General features: G+C 70.5%; 14 protein-coding genes and 1 pseudogene. 8 read left to right on the top strand and 7 right to left on the bottom strand.

The annotated features are described in order from the left end of the window. Position 1 precedes the first annotated feature (1 nt). On the top strand, positions 2–1,291 hold the full coding sequence (locus ADL03_RS11435) for a DUF58 domain-containing protein (RefSeq protein WP_053733349.1): 1,290 nt from the start codon (positions 2–4) through the stop codon (positions 1,289–1,291). 289 nt (positions 1,292–1,580) lie between these two features. Here ADL03_RS11435 and ADL03_RS11430 read toward each other — a convergent pair whose 3' ends face one another. After that, on the bottom strand, positions 1,581–2,591 hold the full coding sequence (locus ADL03_RS11430) for a stage II sporulation protein M (protein WP_053733348.1): 1,011 nt from the start codon (positions 2,589–2,591) through the stop codon (positions 1,581–1,583). 19 nt (positions 2,592–2,610) lie between these two features. Here ADL03_RS11430 and ADL03_RS11425 point away from each other — a divergent pair, with 19 nt between their 5' ends. Next, complete coding sequence (locus ADL03_RS11425; RefSeq protein WP_231641754.1) at positions 2,611–3,360, top strand: RDD family protein; 750 nt, start codon at positions 2,611–2,613, stop codon at positions 3,358–3,360. Here ADL03_RS11425 and ADL03_RS11420 read toward each other — a convergent pair. Next, positions 3,334–3,750, bottom strand: coding sequence for a nuclear transport factor 2 family protein (locus ADL03_RS11420; RefSeq protein ID WP_053733346.1), 417 nt, complete (start codon positions 3,748–3,750; stop codon positions 3,334–3,336). The two genes, ADL03_RS11425 and ADL03_RS11420, sit on opposite strands and share 27 nt — an antisense overlap. A 79-nt stretch (positions 3,751–3,829) precedes the next feature. Here ADL03_RS11420 and ADL03_RS11415 point away from each other — a divergent pair, with 79 nt between their 5' ends. Continuing rightward, a complete protein-coding gene (locus ADL03_RS11415; RefSeq protein ID WP_053733345.1) occupies positions 3,830–4,345 on the top strand; it encodes a TetR/AcrR family transcriptional regulator in 516 nt (171 codons plus the stop codon). Here the strand turns inward: ADL03_RS11415 and ADL03_RS49520 are convergent. The 4 genes and pseudogenes from ADL03_RS49520 to ADL03_RS11400 all read right to left on the bottom strand — a co-directional run bounded on the left by ADL03_RS49520 (position 4,324) and on the right by ADL03_RS11400 (position 6,700). After that, a complete protein-coding gene (locus ADL03_RS49520) occupies positions 4,324–5,112 on the bottom strand; it encodes an energy-coupling factor ABC transporter ATP-binding protein (RefSeq protein WP_053733944.1) in 789 nt (262 codons plus the stop codon). The genes ADL03_RS11415 and ADL03_RS49520 overlap by 22 nt on opposite strands. After that, positions 5,101–5,694 (bottom strand): annotated as a pseudogene (gene cbiQ, locus ADL03_RS49515) (cobalt ECF transporter T component CbiQ); the annotation flags it as partial. The gene ADL03_RS49520 and the pseudogene cbiQ, both read right to left, overlap by 12 nt. Positions 5,695–5,735: 41 nt before the next feature. Beyond that, complete coding sequence (locus ADL03_RS11405; RefSeq protein WP_053733344.1) at positions 5,736–6,017, bottom strand: PDGLE domain-containing protein; 282 nt, start codon at positions 6,015–6,017, stop codon at positions 5,736–5,738. Next, the gene (locus ADL03_RS11400; protein WP_197288261.1) at positions 6,014–6,700 is read right to left on the bottom strand and encodes an energy-coupling factor ABC transporter permease; all 687 of its coding nucleotides are present in this window, start codon (positions 6,698–6,700) and stop codon (positions 6,014–6,016) included. The genes ADL03_RS11405 and ADL03_RS11400 overlap by 4 nt, the downstream gene beginning before the upstream one ends. Positions 6,701–6,806: 106 nt before the next feature. Between ADL03_RS11400 and ADL03_RS48325 the strand changes: the two genes are divergently transcribed. From ADL03_RS48325 to ADL03_RS11380, 4 genes are all read left to right on the top strand, one after another. Continuing rightward, on the top strand, positions 6,807–7,016 hold the full coding sequence (locus ADL03_RS48325) for a hypothetical protein (RefSeq protein WP_053733342.1): 210 nt from the start codon (positions 6,807–6,809) through the stop codon (positions 7,014–7,016). Then, on the top strand, positions 7,013–7,531 hold the full coding sequence (locus ADL03_RS11390) for an extracellular solute-binding protein (RefSeq protein WP_053733341.1): 519 nt from the start codon (positions 7,013–7,015) through the stop codon (positions 7,529–7,531). The genes ADL03_RS48325 and ADL03_RS11390 overlap by 4 nt, the downstream gene beginning before the upstream one ends. Before the next feature lie 61 nt (positions 7,532–7,592). Further along, on the top strand, positions 7,593–9,842 hold the full coding sequence (locus ADL03_RS11385) for a glycoside hydrolase family 95-like protein (protein ID WP_053733340.1): 2,250 nt from the start codon (positions 7,593–7,595) through the stop codon (positions 9,840–9,842). Positions 9,843–9,884: 42 nt separating this feature from the next. Next, positions 9,885–11,234 carry an aminotransferase class V-fold PLP-dependent enzyme gene (locus ADL03_RS11380; RefSeq protein WP_053733339.1) on the top strand — a complete coding sequence of 450 codons (1,350 nt, stop codon included), beginning with the start codon at positions 9,885–9,887 and terminating at the stop codon, positions 11,232–11,234. Positions 11,235–11,320: 86 nt separating this feature from the next. Here the strand turns inward: ADL03_RS11380 and ADL03_RS11375 are convergent, their stop codons facing one another. Beyond that, the gene (locus ADL03_RS11375; RefSeq protein WP_053733338.1) at positions 11,321–11,896 is read right to left on the bottom strand and encodes a MarR family winged helix-turn-helix transcriptional regulator; all 576 of its coding nucleotides are present in this window, start codon (positions 11,894–11,896) and stop codon (positions 11,321–11,323) included. Between the two features lie 311 nt (positions 11,897–12,207). Between ADL03_RS11375 and ADL03_RS11370 the strand changes: the two genes are divergently transcribed. Then, the gene (locus tag ADL03_RS11370; RefSeq protein WP_053733337.1) at positions 12,208–13,557 is read left to right on the top strand and encodes a glutamine synthetase family protein; all 1,350 of its coding nucleotides are present in this window, start codon (positions 12,208–12,210) and stop codon (positions 13,555–13,557) included. Positions 13,558–13,563: the final 6 nt, after the last annotated feature.

Below are 13,563 nucleotides of genomic sequence, written 5' to 3'. Positions count from 1 at the left end.
CGTGGCGCTCACGGGCCGCGCGGCGCTGCTCGCGCTCATCGGGGTGCTCGTCGTCGGACTGCTCTTGCCGTCGTGGCAAGGGGTTCTGGTCATGCTCGGCGTGCTGGTGCTGTGCGTGGCGGTCGACCTCGCGCTGGCCGCCGGTGTCCGGCGGCTGACGTTCACGCGCGCGGGAGCGGTGTCGGTGCGCACGGGCGAGCCGTGCTCGGTGCGGCTGACCGTGCACAACCCCGGCCGCCGGTTGCGCGGTGTTCTCCGGGACGCGTGGGCGCCCTCGGCCGGTGTGGTGGCCGACCGGGTGGCCGTGGACGTGCCCGCCGGCGGGTCGCGGACGCTGACGTTCGAGCTGCGGCCGGTGCGGCGGGGTGACCGGGCCGCGGACCGGGTGACCGTGCGGTCCGTGGGGCCGTTGGGGATCGCGGCCCGGCAGGGGTCGCACGAGGTGCCGTGGACGGTGCGCGCGCTGCCGCCCTTCCACAGCCGCCGCCACCTGCCGCCGTTGCTGGAACGCCTGCGGGAGCTCGACGGCCGCCGGGCCTCGCTGATCCGCGGTGCCGGCACGGAGTTCGACTCGCTGCGGACCTACGTGATCGGCGACGACGTGCGCTCGATCGACTGGCGCGCGTCGGCTCGTTCGACGGACGTCGTGGTGCGCACGTGGCGGCCGGAACGCGACCGGCAGGTGCTGATCGTGCTCGACACCGCCCGCACCGCCGCGGCACGGGTCGACGGCTCGCTGGGCGGCCTGCCGCGGCTGGACACGTCCATGGACGCGGCGTTGCTGTTGTCGGCGCTGGCGATCAAGGCCCGCGACCAGGTCGGTTTCCTGGCCCACAGCGGGAAGGTGCGGGCCTCGGTGCCGCGCGCGACGGTGCCGTTGCTGGTCGACGCCATGGCGCCGCTGGAGGCCGAGCTGGTCGAGTTCGACGCGCGCGGCATGGTCGCGGAGGTGCTGCGGCGCGCCGCGCGGCGGTCGTTGGTCGTGCTGCTGACGTCGCTGGAACCGTCGATCGAGCACGGCCTGCTGCCGCTGCTGCCCGCGCTGACCGCACGGCACCGCCTGCTGATCGCGTCGGTGTCCGACCCGGCCGTGCACGCGATGGCCGCCGGACGCGGTGACCTGGAGGCGGTGTACTCCGCCGCCGCCGCGGAACGCACGCTGGCCGAACGCCGCCGCCTCACCGCTTTGCTCGCACGGCACGGTGTCGAGGTCGTCGACGCGGTGCCGGACGACCTGCCGCGCGCGCTCGCGGACCGCTACCTGTCGCTGAAGGCCGCCGGGAAGCTCTGAACGGGCGGCGCCCGGAGGAAGGGGCCTGCGCGGACTGGATCGAAGCCCTCGCCATCGACGGCGAATGCCTCGGACGCTCCCGCGGAGGATTGACATCCACGACATCCACGACATCGATGCCGACGGGGCAGCGGGTGCGGGCCGGACGGGTCATCGCCGACAAGGCCTACGAACACCCGGACCGCGTTACGCAGGCGTCGGATCAAGGCCACCGGCCTTCGACCCCGGCCTCGACGAACTCCGCAACGTGGTCGAGCGCTGCTTCAACCGGCTCACGCAGTTCCGCGGCCTAGACCGAGACCGGCACGACGTCGTCGCGTTCGCTCGCGGCCACGTCACCGGTCTCGCCCTGCCGCGCCGCCCGCCGTCCGACGACGAAGACGTACAGCAGGAACAGCACCTCGGCGGCCACGCCGATGCCGACCCGCGCCCACGTCGGCCACCCCGACGGCGTCACGAACCCCTCCAGCACACCGGACACGAGCAGCACCACGACCAGCCCGAGCGCCACGGCCACCACCGAGCGGCCCTCGGCGGCCAGTGCGGCGGCACGGGTGCGCGGGCCGGGGTCGATCACCTGCCAGCCCAGCCGCATGCCGATGCCGGCCGCGACGAACACCGCCGTCAGCTCCAGCAGGCCGTGCGGGGCGAGCAGCCCGAGGAACACGTCGCCGCGGCCGGCGCCGAACATGAGGCCGACGCCCACGGCGAGGTTCAGGGCGTTGGTGAAGAGCAGGTAGATCGGCGGGAGCGCGAACAGCACGCCCAGCAGCAGGCAGGCGGCGGCGACCCAGGCGTTGTTCGTCCACACCTTCGCCGCGAACGACCCGGCCGGGTCGCTGGAGTAGTAGGCCTCGTAGCCGCCGCCGGCCCTGGTCATCTCGCGCAGCTCGTCCGGTGCGGCGATGGTCGCCTGCACGTCCGGGTTGCCCGCGATCCACGCCGCCATGAGACCGGTCAGCAGGTAGAACACCACTCCGGCCGTCACCCACCAGCGCCGGCCGAGGTAGACCGCCGCGGGGAACCGGTGCGTGAAGAACCGGGTGAAGACGCGCCATGCGGGCGTGTGCGTGCCCGTGACGACAGCGCGCGCACGGGCGACGAGTGCGGACAGGCGTTCCACGGTCGCGACGTCCGGCATCTGGCTGCGCACGGTCGACAGGTGCGTCGTGACCCGTTGGTAGAGCTCGATCAGCTCGTCGGCCTCCGGGCCGGTGAGCCGCCGTCCCGACCGCTGGAGCAGCTGGTCGAGCCGCTGCCACGACGCGCGGTGGCGCTCGATGAACACGTCCAGATCCACGATGGGTCACACTATCGGCGTGGGGGACCTCGTCACCGGTGAAGCGGTAGTTCTTGACCTGCGCGTGGCGCGGCTGGCCAGCAGGGCGGTCGCGTTCGCGTTCGACGTGCTCGTGCAGTTCCTGTTGCTGCTCGGCGTGTTCCTGCTGTCACCGGTCGACTTCGACGGGGCGCTGCAGTCGGCGCTGGCGCTGTCGCTGACGATCGCCGTGCTGGTCGGTTACCCGGCCGCGGTCGAGTCGCTGAGCCGCGGCCGGTCGCTGGGCAAGCTCGTGATGGGTCTGCGGGTGGTGCGTGACGACGGTGGCGCGATCCGGTTCCGCCACGCCCTGGTGCGCGCGCTCGGCGGGTTCTTCGTCGACTTCTGGGCGCTCGGGCTGGGTGGCGCCGTGGCGTTGTTCGTGTCGCTGTTCTCCGCGCAGGGCAAGCGGGTCGGCGACTACCTCGCGGGCACCGTCGTGGTGCACACGCGGGCGCCGGGGCAGGTGGTGGCGCCGGTGGAGATGCCGGCGGTGCTGGCGGACTGGGCTCGCGGGCTCGACCTGTCGCAGCTGCCGGAGGAGCTGGTGCTCGCGGCGCGGCAGTACCTCGGCCGCTACCACGAGCTGAGCGAGCAGGCGCGGACCGAGCTCGGGACGCGGCTCGCGGACGACGTGGGCACCGCCGTCCGGTCGCCGCGCACCGAGCACGTCCACCCCTACCCGTACCTGGCCGCGGTGCTGGCCGAACGCCGCAACCGCGCGTCAGACGCCCAGCAGCTCGGTCAGTAGCAACGGGTTCATGTAGTCGTCGTAGCGCGTGATCTCCCCGTCGCGCAGGTGGATGATCGCGATGGCGGTGAAGGTGTAGTGGTCCTGCTTCACCGTCGACCACCCGCGGTGGGTGATCTCCGCGACGACCACGTCCGGGTCGTCGGTGAGCCGGGTGATCGCCTCGACGTGCTGGATCTCGATCTTCTCGCGGACCCGTGCTCCCCTCATCTGGTCGAAGTAGGCGCGGATCTCCTCGCGCCCCTTGATCTCCTCCTGCTGGAACGGCGCCGGGAACCGGTACGCCATCACCCCGTCCTCGGCGAACAGGTCCGCGAACGAGTCGTGGCTCTGCTCCCCCGAGACCTGCCTGCGGACGTGCTCGACGATCTCCGCCGGTGTACGCGTCATGACCTTGCCCCCACAACTCTAGAATCGGAACGGTGACCCCGGTTATGACGATACGGAACGCACGCCCCGGTTGGCAACGATGAGGGCCGATGCCGCGCGAAATCGCGAGAAGGTGCTGGCAGCGGCACGGGAGCTGTTCGCGGTCAAGGGCATCGAGGTGCCGCTGGACGAGATCGCCGCGCATGCCGGTGTGGGCCCCGGCACGGTCTACCGGCACTTCCCGACCAAGCAGGCGCTGTTCCAGGCCGTCACGGACGCGCGCGTGTCCGCGATGATCGAGTCGGCCTCCGCTCCCACCGGCGATCCGGGCGAGGCACTGGCCGCGTTCCTCGGGCGGATGGCGGACGAGGCGGCGGCCAAGCGCGACCTGTCGGACGCGATCGAGGTGCCGTCGGAGCTGCGCGACCGGCTGCACGCGGCGCTGGGCGGCCTGCTGCAGCGAGCTCAGGAGGCCGGCGCGGTGCGGCCGGACGTGACCACGAAGGACCTGGTGGCGTTGATGAAGGGGATGCTGCGCAGCCTGCACGAGGGCGCGAACCCCGATGTGCTGCTGGGGATCGTGGTCAGCGGCCTTCAGTCGAGGCGGAAGCCGTAGGGCAGTTCCAGGCGGTGCCGGGCGAGCAGGTCGGCGTCGGCGAGGATCTCCCCGGTCGGACCGTCCGCGACGACCACGCCGCCGTCGACCAGCACGCTGCGCGGGCAGATCTGCAGGGCGAACGGCAGGTCGTGCGTGACCACCAGCATCGTCCGGCCCAGACCGAGGAGCAGTTCGGCGAGCTCGCGGCGGGCGACCGGTTCGAGGTTCGCGGACGGCTCGTCCAGCACGAGGACCTCGGGATCGCACGCGAGCACGGAGGCGAGTGCGACGCGGCGGCGCTGACCGCCGGACAGGTGCAGCGGTGAGCGGTCGGCGACCGGCTCCATCCCCACCGCCCGCAACGCCGCCATGACCCGGTCGTCCACATCGGACATGCCGAAGTTCCGCGGTCCGAACGCGACGTCCTCGCGGACGGTCGGGCAGAACAGCTGGTCGTCCGGGTCCTGGAACACCAGCCCCACCCGGCGGCGGACCTCGCGCAGGTTCCGCTTGGTCACGTCGAGGCCCGCGACCGAGATCGTGCCGGAGCCGCCGGAGAGGACCCCGTTGAGGTGCAACGCGAACGTGGTCTTGCCGGCACCGTTCGGGCCGAGCACCGCGACCCGTTCACCGCGTTCCACGCGCAGGTCCACACCGAACAGTGCCTGGTGGCCGTCCGGGTAGGCGAAGGCGAGCTTCGAGACGTGCAACGCCGGGGCGGCGGGGGTTTCGGGGACGATCGTCGCCGAGCCCGCTGGCCCGCCGGTCCAGCCGCGCGACACCATCGCGAGGTGCACCCTCTCTCCGCGTTCGTAGGACCGGATGAACAACGTGCCGACCGACCGCGCCAGCGCGCCCGCCTGCCACAGGAACCGCGGGTCGTCGCCGCGGGAGATCCGGGCGACGCGCATCCGCCTCGCCTCGCCCGTCACGACCTCGGCGTAGCGCAGCATCAGCGTGGCGATCATGATCATCGCAGCGGGGACGCGCAACCGCTGCAGGCCCTTGAGCAGGTCGCCGGGTGCCGTGGTGGCGGCCAGCGTGAGGCTGATCAGCACCCCCAGCGTGCCCTTGACCAGGATGTTCCAGCCGGCGAGCGCACCCTCGACCGAGACCGGGACGCCGAGGACGTCGGTGCGCGGGTCCGTGCCGAAGATCGGCAGCAGGAACGCGAGCACCACGAACGGCACCTCGATCACCGCGCGCTTGAGGAACCACCACGGCGAGACGCGCGCGACCGCCCACACCGCGACGAGCACGAGCAGGTAGAGGCCGAAGAGCGCGACCAGTGTGCGCGGCGTGGCCACGACGCCCAGCACCGCCCCGAACGCCACCAGGATCTTGACGTGCGGCGGCAGGCGGTGCACCGGTGAGTCACCGGCGTGGTGCAGGACGCCGTGGCTGCCGCTCACGCGTTGTTCTTCTTGCGCAGCAACCAGAACAGGCCGAACGACAGGCCGAGCACGACCACCACGCCGAGCACGCCCGCGACACCGGTGAACCGGTCGTCACCGCCCAGCGCGTAGTCGGCGAACGCGCTGCCCGCGAACGGGTGCTCCCGCGCGTGCTCGGCGATGCCGGTGTCCTCGACCGTCTTGTCCAGACCGTCCGGGTCGCCGGAGGCGAAGTACGACAGCACCCCGGCGATCAGCAGCGAGACCACCGCGAACCCGGCGAAGAACCTCTTCACGACCGCACCTCCAGCGGCTTGCGGCCGCCCTTGAGCAGGAACACGAGGTCGGGCCGGATCGCGGCGACCGACGTGACGGTCGCGGCGGTGATCAGGCCCTCGCCGATGCCGATCAGCGCGTGCAGGCCGAGCATGAGGAGCGCGACCTTGCCGATCTCCACCCCGCCCTGCCCGCCGATCGCGTACTCGACGACGAACCCCGTCGCGGCCAGCAGGGTGTTGACCAGCGCGGAGACGAACGCGACGACCGCGAGCCCGCCCTTGCCCCGGTTCGCGAGCCCCCGCAGCGCCACGGCGACGGCGAACCCGGCCGCGGTGCCGATCAGCGCCATGTTGGTGACGTTGGTGCCCAGCGCCGTGAGGCCGCCGTCGGCGAACAGCAGCGCCTGCACCGCCAGCACGATCGTCACGCACAGCGCGCCGACCCAGGGGCCGACCAGGATCGCCGCGAGCGCCCCGCCGAGCAGGTGCCCGGACGCACCGGGCAGGATCGGGAAGTTGATCATCTGGACGGCGAAGACGAAGGTGGCGACGAGGCCCGCCATCGGAGCGGTCCGGTCGTCGAGGTCGGCGCGGGCCTTGACCAACGCGATCCCGACGCCCACCGCCGCGACGGCCAGGAACGCGATCGACGTCGGCGCGTTCAGCAGTCCGTCGCTCATGTGCATGGCAATGGCTGACATGTGCGGTCACGCTAATTGCCACAACCCTGTTGTGGCCAGAGTTGTGCAACAACATTTGGCTCACACCTGTGCTGCTAGCGTGTCGGTCGAACTTGGGGGTTCACGCGTGAAGCGCATCGCATTGGTGGCCGTGGCCTTGCTGACGGCCTGCTCCGCACCGTTGAACGACAAGACGCCGCAGGTCGAGCACGTCACCGTGTTCGCGGACGCGGCGCTGACCGAGGCGTTCACGAAGATCGCCGTGTCCTTCACCGAGACCTACCACGTCGTCCCGGTGTTCACCTTCGGCTCCAGCTCGCGCTGGCGGCGCAGGTGAGCAAACCACCGGCTGCGGACGTGTTCGCCGCCGCGAGCCACGGCAGCATCAAGGTGCCGTCGAAGGTCTTCGCGCGCACCCGGATCGCGCTGGCGACCGCGCAGGGCAACCCGCAGGACGTCCAGGGGCTCGCGAGCTTCGCCGGGCAGTCGAACCCGCGCGCCACGTTCGCCATGTGCGTCGAGGAGGCGCCGTGCGGCGAGGCGGCCAGGAAGGTGCTGGCCGACGGCAGCTTCCGCGGCGGAGCCCTGCCGGAGCCGAAGGTGCGTGGCCAGGACGTCAAGGAGACGCTCGCGAAGCTGACGTCGGGCGAGGTCGACGCGGCGTTCGTCTACGAGACGGACGTGGTGGCGAACGGCCTGTACCGGCCCAAGATGTTCGCGCCGGAGCCGGCGCTGATCGACTTCCCGGTCGGCATCGTGTCCGGTGACCCGGAGGCGCGGCAGTTCTACGACTACCTCTTCAGCGCGCCCGCACAGCAGATCCTGACCGACGCCGGGTTCTCACTGCCCTAGTCATCGGATGAATTCTGCGTAGTATCCCTTCCGCCGCCGCCACGGCACGGAGGGACGAACGTTGACAGAGTTGTCGCGCAGGACGTTCTTGTACGGCACGGGCGCGGCCGTCGGCGCATCCGCACTGGGTGCGAGCACGGCCGTCGCCGCACCCGAGACATCGGGTCACCACGGATCGAGCAGCGTGCACCGGGACGTCGTCCGGGATGCCCGCATGGAGTGGAAGCGGCTGCCGCAGAACTGGGGCGACAGCCCGTTCCTCGCGAACGGCTTCCTGGGCGTGCAGGTCTACGCCGGGCGCACGCCCAACGAGCTCAAGCTCATGCTCAGCCACTCCGAGGTGCAGGACCAGCGCGAGCACTGGGAGGCCGCGATCGGCCTGTCCAGGCTGCCGATCGGGTACCTCACGCTGCAGTTCGCCGGCGCGATCACCGCCGTCGACTGGACGCTCGACCTGTGGAACGCCGAGCTCACCGGCTCGGTGACCACCACCCAGGGCAGTGCCACCTTCACGATGCTGGTGCACAACACGCGCAGCACGTTCCTCGCGTCCGTGCGCGGCGACGTGACCTGGGGATTCCAGCCGTTGCAGTCCGCGACGACCCGCCAGGTCCGCAGGCCCGCCGACTACACGGCGAACCCGGACCCGTCGCTGGGCGCGGCCGGCGGCGTCTCGTACGCCGCGCAGCCCCTGCACGCGGGTGGTGGCTACACGACGGCCTGGTCGACGCGTGGGGGCCGTTTCGCGGCCCACGTGGCGTACACGCACCCGGCGGACACGCACACGTCTGATGCGATCCGTGAGGTGCGCACGGCGCTGGCGATCCCGTTCGAGGTACTGCTGCTGCAGCACCGCCGCTGGTGGAACGCGTACTACGTGAAGTCGCTGGTCTCAGTTCCGGACAAGCTCGTGCAGCGGTTCTACTGGTTGCAGCTCTACAAGATGGCCGCCGCCACCCGTGCCGACGCGCCGGTCATCAGCGAGTGGGGTCCGTGGTTCCCCGAGCAGGGCAACAGCTGGACGGCCGTGTGGTGGAACCTCAACGTCCAGATCTCGTATCCGCTGGTCAACGGCTCGAACCACCACGAGCTCGACGCGGTCACGACGACGTTGAAGCGCTACGAGCACCACCTCGAACGCAACGTGAACCCGGCCTACCGCGACGGCAACTCCTACGCGATCTGCCACCCCGGCGACCGCACGCTGCGCTCCGGGCCGCGCTACTGCGGTGTGCCCGGTGTGGCGCCCAATGACCACACGGGCAATCTTCTGTGGGCGTGCCACAACGTGTGGCTCGGCTACCGGCACACGATGGACAAGAAGATCCTCAAGGACGTCCTCTTCCCGATCCTCACCAAGGCGGTCAACTACTACGCGCGGTTCCTCGTCGAAGGGGCCGACGGCAAGCTCCACCTGCCGGAGACCCGCTCACCGGAGTACGCCAACGCCACGGACACGACGTACGACCTCTCGCTGATCCGCTGGGGTGTGCGCACGCTGCTGTCCGTCGAGGAGAACGCGCGCTGGCGTGACGTGCTCAACCGGCTCGTGCCCTACCACCTGGGCCCGGACGGCGTGCTGATCGGCAAGGACGTGCCGCTCAACGACTCGCACCGGCACTTCTCGCACCTGCTGTGGTTCTACCCGTTGCGCGAGCTGACCTGGGACATGGCCGAGCACCGGGACCTGATCGCGAAGACGTTCGACCACTGGGTGTCACGCCGCGAGCTGTGGGCCGGCTACAGCTACGGTGCCGCGTCCGCGATGGCCTCGGCGATGGGACGGCCGGAGGAGGCGCTGGCGTTCCTGCACCACTTCCTGGACCGCAAGCCGGTCGGGACGAACGCGGTGCTCACCGAGAACAGCTTCTACCGCGAGGGCAGCAACCTCGCGATCGAGTCGCCGCTCATGTCCGGCCAGGCGGTGCTGGAGATGATGGTCCAGTCCCACAACGGGGTCGTGCGCGTGTTCCCGTCCGTGTCGCAGACGTGGGCCGACGCGTCCATCTCGTCGTTGCGCACGCAGGGGGCGTTCCTGGTCGACGCGTCGCGGTCGGGCGGGCGGACCGACTGGGTGCGGGTGCACTCGGAGGCGGGATCGCCGCTCGTCCTGGAGCACGGCATCACCGGCGACGTCGACGTGCGTGACGAGTGGGGCCGGCGGTTGGACCACAAGCAGCAGGGGACGGCTGTCGTCGTGCCGTTGCGCCGAGGTCAGACGGCCGTCGTCAGCCGCAAGGGCACCCGTCCGGATGTCGCACCCCGTGATGTACCGGCCATCGGCTCGTCCTCGCGCTGGGGTCTGCCGTAACGTCCGAATTCGAACGACCAGATCGGACGGGTGGGGTGTGCGGTGGATCTTCAGCACTGGCTCAACGAGGCGCTGGCCAACCACGAGAAGTGGACCGCCGACTACGGCACCTTCACACCCCACCCGTCCCTCCAGGTCGACCCGGCGCTGTTCGGCTCGGCGCTGGCGGAGCTGCAGGACCGGCTGCGCGACAACTACCCGTTCTTCCACCCGCGCTACGCGGGCCAGATGCTCAAGCCGCCGCACCCGGCCGCGGTCGTGGGCTACCTGTCGGCGATGCTGATCAACCCGAACAACCACGCGCTGGACGGCGGCCCCGCGACCGCCGCCATGGAACGCGAGGTCGTCTCGGCGCTCGCGGGCATGTTCGGCTACGGCGAGCAGCACCTGGGCCACCTCACCTCCAGCGGCACGATCGCCAACCTGGAGGCGTTGTTCGTCGCCCGTTCGCTGCATCCCGGCCGTGGCATCGCGTACTCCTCCGAGGCGCACTACACGCACTCGCGGATGTGCGGCGTGCTCGGTGTCGAGGGTTTTCCGGTGCCTGTGGACGGTCGCGGGCGCATGGATCCGGACGCCCTGGAGGGGCTCCTGCGCGGCGGCAAGGTCGGAACGGTCGTGGTGACGCCGGGAACCACCGCTTTGGGTGCCATCGAACCGGTGCATCTCGTGGTGGACGTCGCACGCCGCTACGACGTGCGGGTGCATGTGGACGGTGCCTACGGCGGCTTCTTCACGTTGCTCGCGGGCACGGACCTCGCGCCTGAGCCGTGGGAGGCCATCGCCTCGTGCGACTCCGTGGTGGTCGACCCGCACAAGCACGGTCTCCAGCCGTACGGCTGCGGCGCGGTCCTGTTCCGCGACCCGGCCGTGGGCCGCTTCTACCTGCACGACTCGCCCTACACCTACTTCACCTCGGACGAGATGCACCTCGGCGAGATCAGCCTGGAGTGCTCACGAGCCGGTGCCGCCGCCGCGGGGCTGTGGCTGACGCTGAAGCTGCTCCCGCTGACCCGCGCCGGTCTGGGAGAGGTCCTGGCGGCGGGACGGCGGGCGGCGGTGCGGTGGGCGGGGCTGATCAGGGAGTCCGAGCGGCTGGAGCTCTACCAGGAGCCCGAGCTGGACATCGTCACGTACTTCCCGCGGACGGACCCGTTGACGCTGTCGGCTGTGGACAGCGCGGCGCAGCGGGTGATGCAGACGGGGATGAACGCCGCCGTCGACCCGGTGTTCCTGAGCGTGGCACGGGCGTCGAAGGAGGCGTTCGCCGCACGTCATCCCGGGGTGGCGGCCGACGCGGACGGGGCTCGGGTGCTGCGCAGCGTGCTGATGAAGCCGGAGTCCGAGGAGTACCTCGACACCCTGCACGCCCGCGTCCTCAGCCTGCTGTAGGCCTGGTCACAGGGTCGGCCGGACGGCGGTTCAACGCCGAAATGGGCGACTCACCCCCGGTGAGTCGCCCATCGCCGGTGTCGGGATCAGCCGTGCTTCGCGCGGCGCCCGGAGCGCCGGGGCGGCAGCGGCGTGTCCCCGCGCAGGTCGAGGCGGCGCTGCTCGCCGTTGGCCTCGAGGTGCGTCACCATGCGGCGCAGCATCTCGGCCAGCGACTGCGCCTCCGAGGACTCCAGCGGGTCCGAGACGAACACCTCCTCCTCGTTGAACTTGGGGAAGAGGACCGCCATCAGTTCTTCACCCTCAGGGGTGAGACGCAGGACCGCGAGGCGCCCGTCGGTCGGGTGGCCGAGGCGCTCCAGCAGGCCCCGCGACTGCAGCGTCTTGGCGACGCCGGTCAGGGTGCCCTTGGAGATGCCGGCCTCTTCCGCGACGTAGCGCGTCTCCATCTCGCCCCAGATCCACACGACCCAGAGCACGACGAAGCCGGTCCAGGTCAGATCGCTGGTGCGCAGCACCGAGTTCTCGAGGTGCTGGCGGATCGCGGTCGCGGCGCGGTGGATGTTCGACACCGCCGCCATCTGCTCGCGATGCAGCGGCACCGCACCGAGCTTGGCCTGGACGGCCTTCTCGGTCTCGGCAATCGTGTGGTGACCAGACAACTGAAAGTCTCCCGTGCTCGAGCTCAGGTGTTCCCGGCACAATACTTGCGGTTCCGAAGTATGTCTTCGACCTGGTGGTTTCGATCCGGTGCGAGTCTTCTCGCACTGTGATCACCATGCCACATCGTGCATGATCTCGTGACCGTCGTCACCCGTCCAGTTACGGACTGTTGCCCCGTGGTGGACGATGAGTGTGGAGCCCCCTGCTGAGACCAATGACGGTCTTTGCTCCACGGACGGTAGATAGCGTTTGTGCCTCAACGTTATCCCCTCCGCTCCAGCGACACACTGTGCCGGAAAGGTAGTTCGACGTGGTCGGTGAACAGGTGACACGGGAGCTCGCGGCGAGACTCGGCGAGGACGGCATCGACGTGGTGCGCGTGGTCTTCCCCGACCTGCTCGGCACCGACCGGGGCCGCGACGTCCTCGTGGAACATCTACCTGCGGTGACGCAGCGCGGCCTGTCGTTCTGCCGGGCCGTTTACAGCACCACCCCCGGTGGCAAGACCACCGAGAACGGCGGGGTCCTCGACGCCGGGCTGCCCGACGTGATCGTGGTGCCCGACCTCGACACGCTGCTGCCGATCCCCTGGGAACCGGGGGTGGCGTGGTGCATCGGCGACGCGGTGAGCCCGGCCGACGAAAGACCCGTCGACGAGTCGCCCCGGCAGGTGCTCCGGCGGGCGTTGGAAGTATTCGGCACCACCGGGCTGTCGCCGGTCATCGGACCCGAGTTGGAATATTTTCTGTGCGAGCCCGACGAAGATCGCCCGAACGGGTGGCGGCCATATTGCGACGAGCCGGGCAACGTCTACGCGACCGGGCGGCGTGGCGACTCAGACGGTCATCTGTTGAGAACTCTTCGAACATTGAGCTCGGCCGGTCTGCAGACCACCGGCGGCAACCACGAGTACGCCGGCGGCCAGTTCGAGATCAACCTGGTGCACTCCCCCGCGATGGACGCGGCCGACCGGGCGTTCCGCTTCAAGACCTCGGTGAAGGAGCTCGCCCGGCGCGAGGGCCGGCTCGCGACGTTCATGGCCAAACCGTTCAACGACGGCGGCGGCTCCGGTTTCCACCTGCACCTGTCCTGCCACGAGGAGGACGGCCGCAACGCGTTCCAGGCGGCGGGCACCTCGCACGGCCTGTCGGACGAGGCGCGCTGGGCGATCGGCGGCATCCTGACCCACGCCCCGGCGCTGGCCGCGCTGCTCAACCCGACGGTCAACTCCTACAAGCGGTTCGGTCCCGACTCGCTCGCGCCGTGGCTGATCGACTGGGGCCTGGACAACCGCAGCGCGATGCTGCGGGTGCCGGCCGAGCGCGGCGAGACCACCCGCCTGGAGCTGCGGCTCGGTGACGCGAGCGCGAACCCGTACCTGGCCATCGCCGGTCTCATCGCCGCCACCTACCTGGGCATTCGCGACCGGATCGACCCGCCGCGGCCCTCGGCGGGCTACGGCTACGACCCGTCCAAGGCCCCCACGCTGCCCGCGACGCTGCCGGACGCCCTCGCCTACCTGGAGGAGGACACGGCGATGGTCGAGGTGCTGGGCAAGGACTTCGTGCGGTCCTATGTGGACTTCAAGTGGGAGGAGGTGGCCCGTTTCCAGCGGTTCGTGACCGACTGGGAGTTCACCGAGTACGCGTACCACCTATAGTTCACC

It is taken from the genome of Nocardia sp. NRRL S-836, assembly GCF_001279525.1.
Taxonomy (GTDB): Bacteria; Actinomycetota; Actinomycetes; order Mycobacteriales; family Pseudonocardiaceae; genus Lentzea.
The sequence above is the reverse complement of the archived record's forward strand: the minus strand, read 5'-3'. Positions and strand labels throughout refer to the sequence as shown.

Coding starts and splice junctions, on each gene's coding strand:
- ADL03_RS11420 (WP_053733346.1), bottom strand. CDS start 3,750: ATGACGCGTACACCGGCGGAGATCGTCGAGCACGTCCGCAGGCAGGTC.
- ADL03_RS11400 (WP_197288261.1), bottom strand. CDS start 6,700: ATGTCAGCCATTGCCATGCACATGAGCGACGGACTGCTGAACGCGCCG.
- ADL03_RS11415 (WP_053733345.1), top strand. CDS start 3,830: ATGAGGGCCGATGCCGCGCGAAATCGCGAGAAGGTGCTGGCAGCGGCA.
- ADL03_RS49520 (WP_053733944.1), bottom strand. CDS start 5,112: ATGGTGTCGCGCGGCTGGACCGGCGGGCCAGCGGGCTCGGCGACGATC.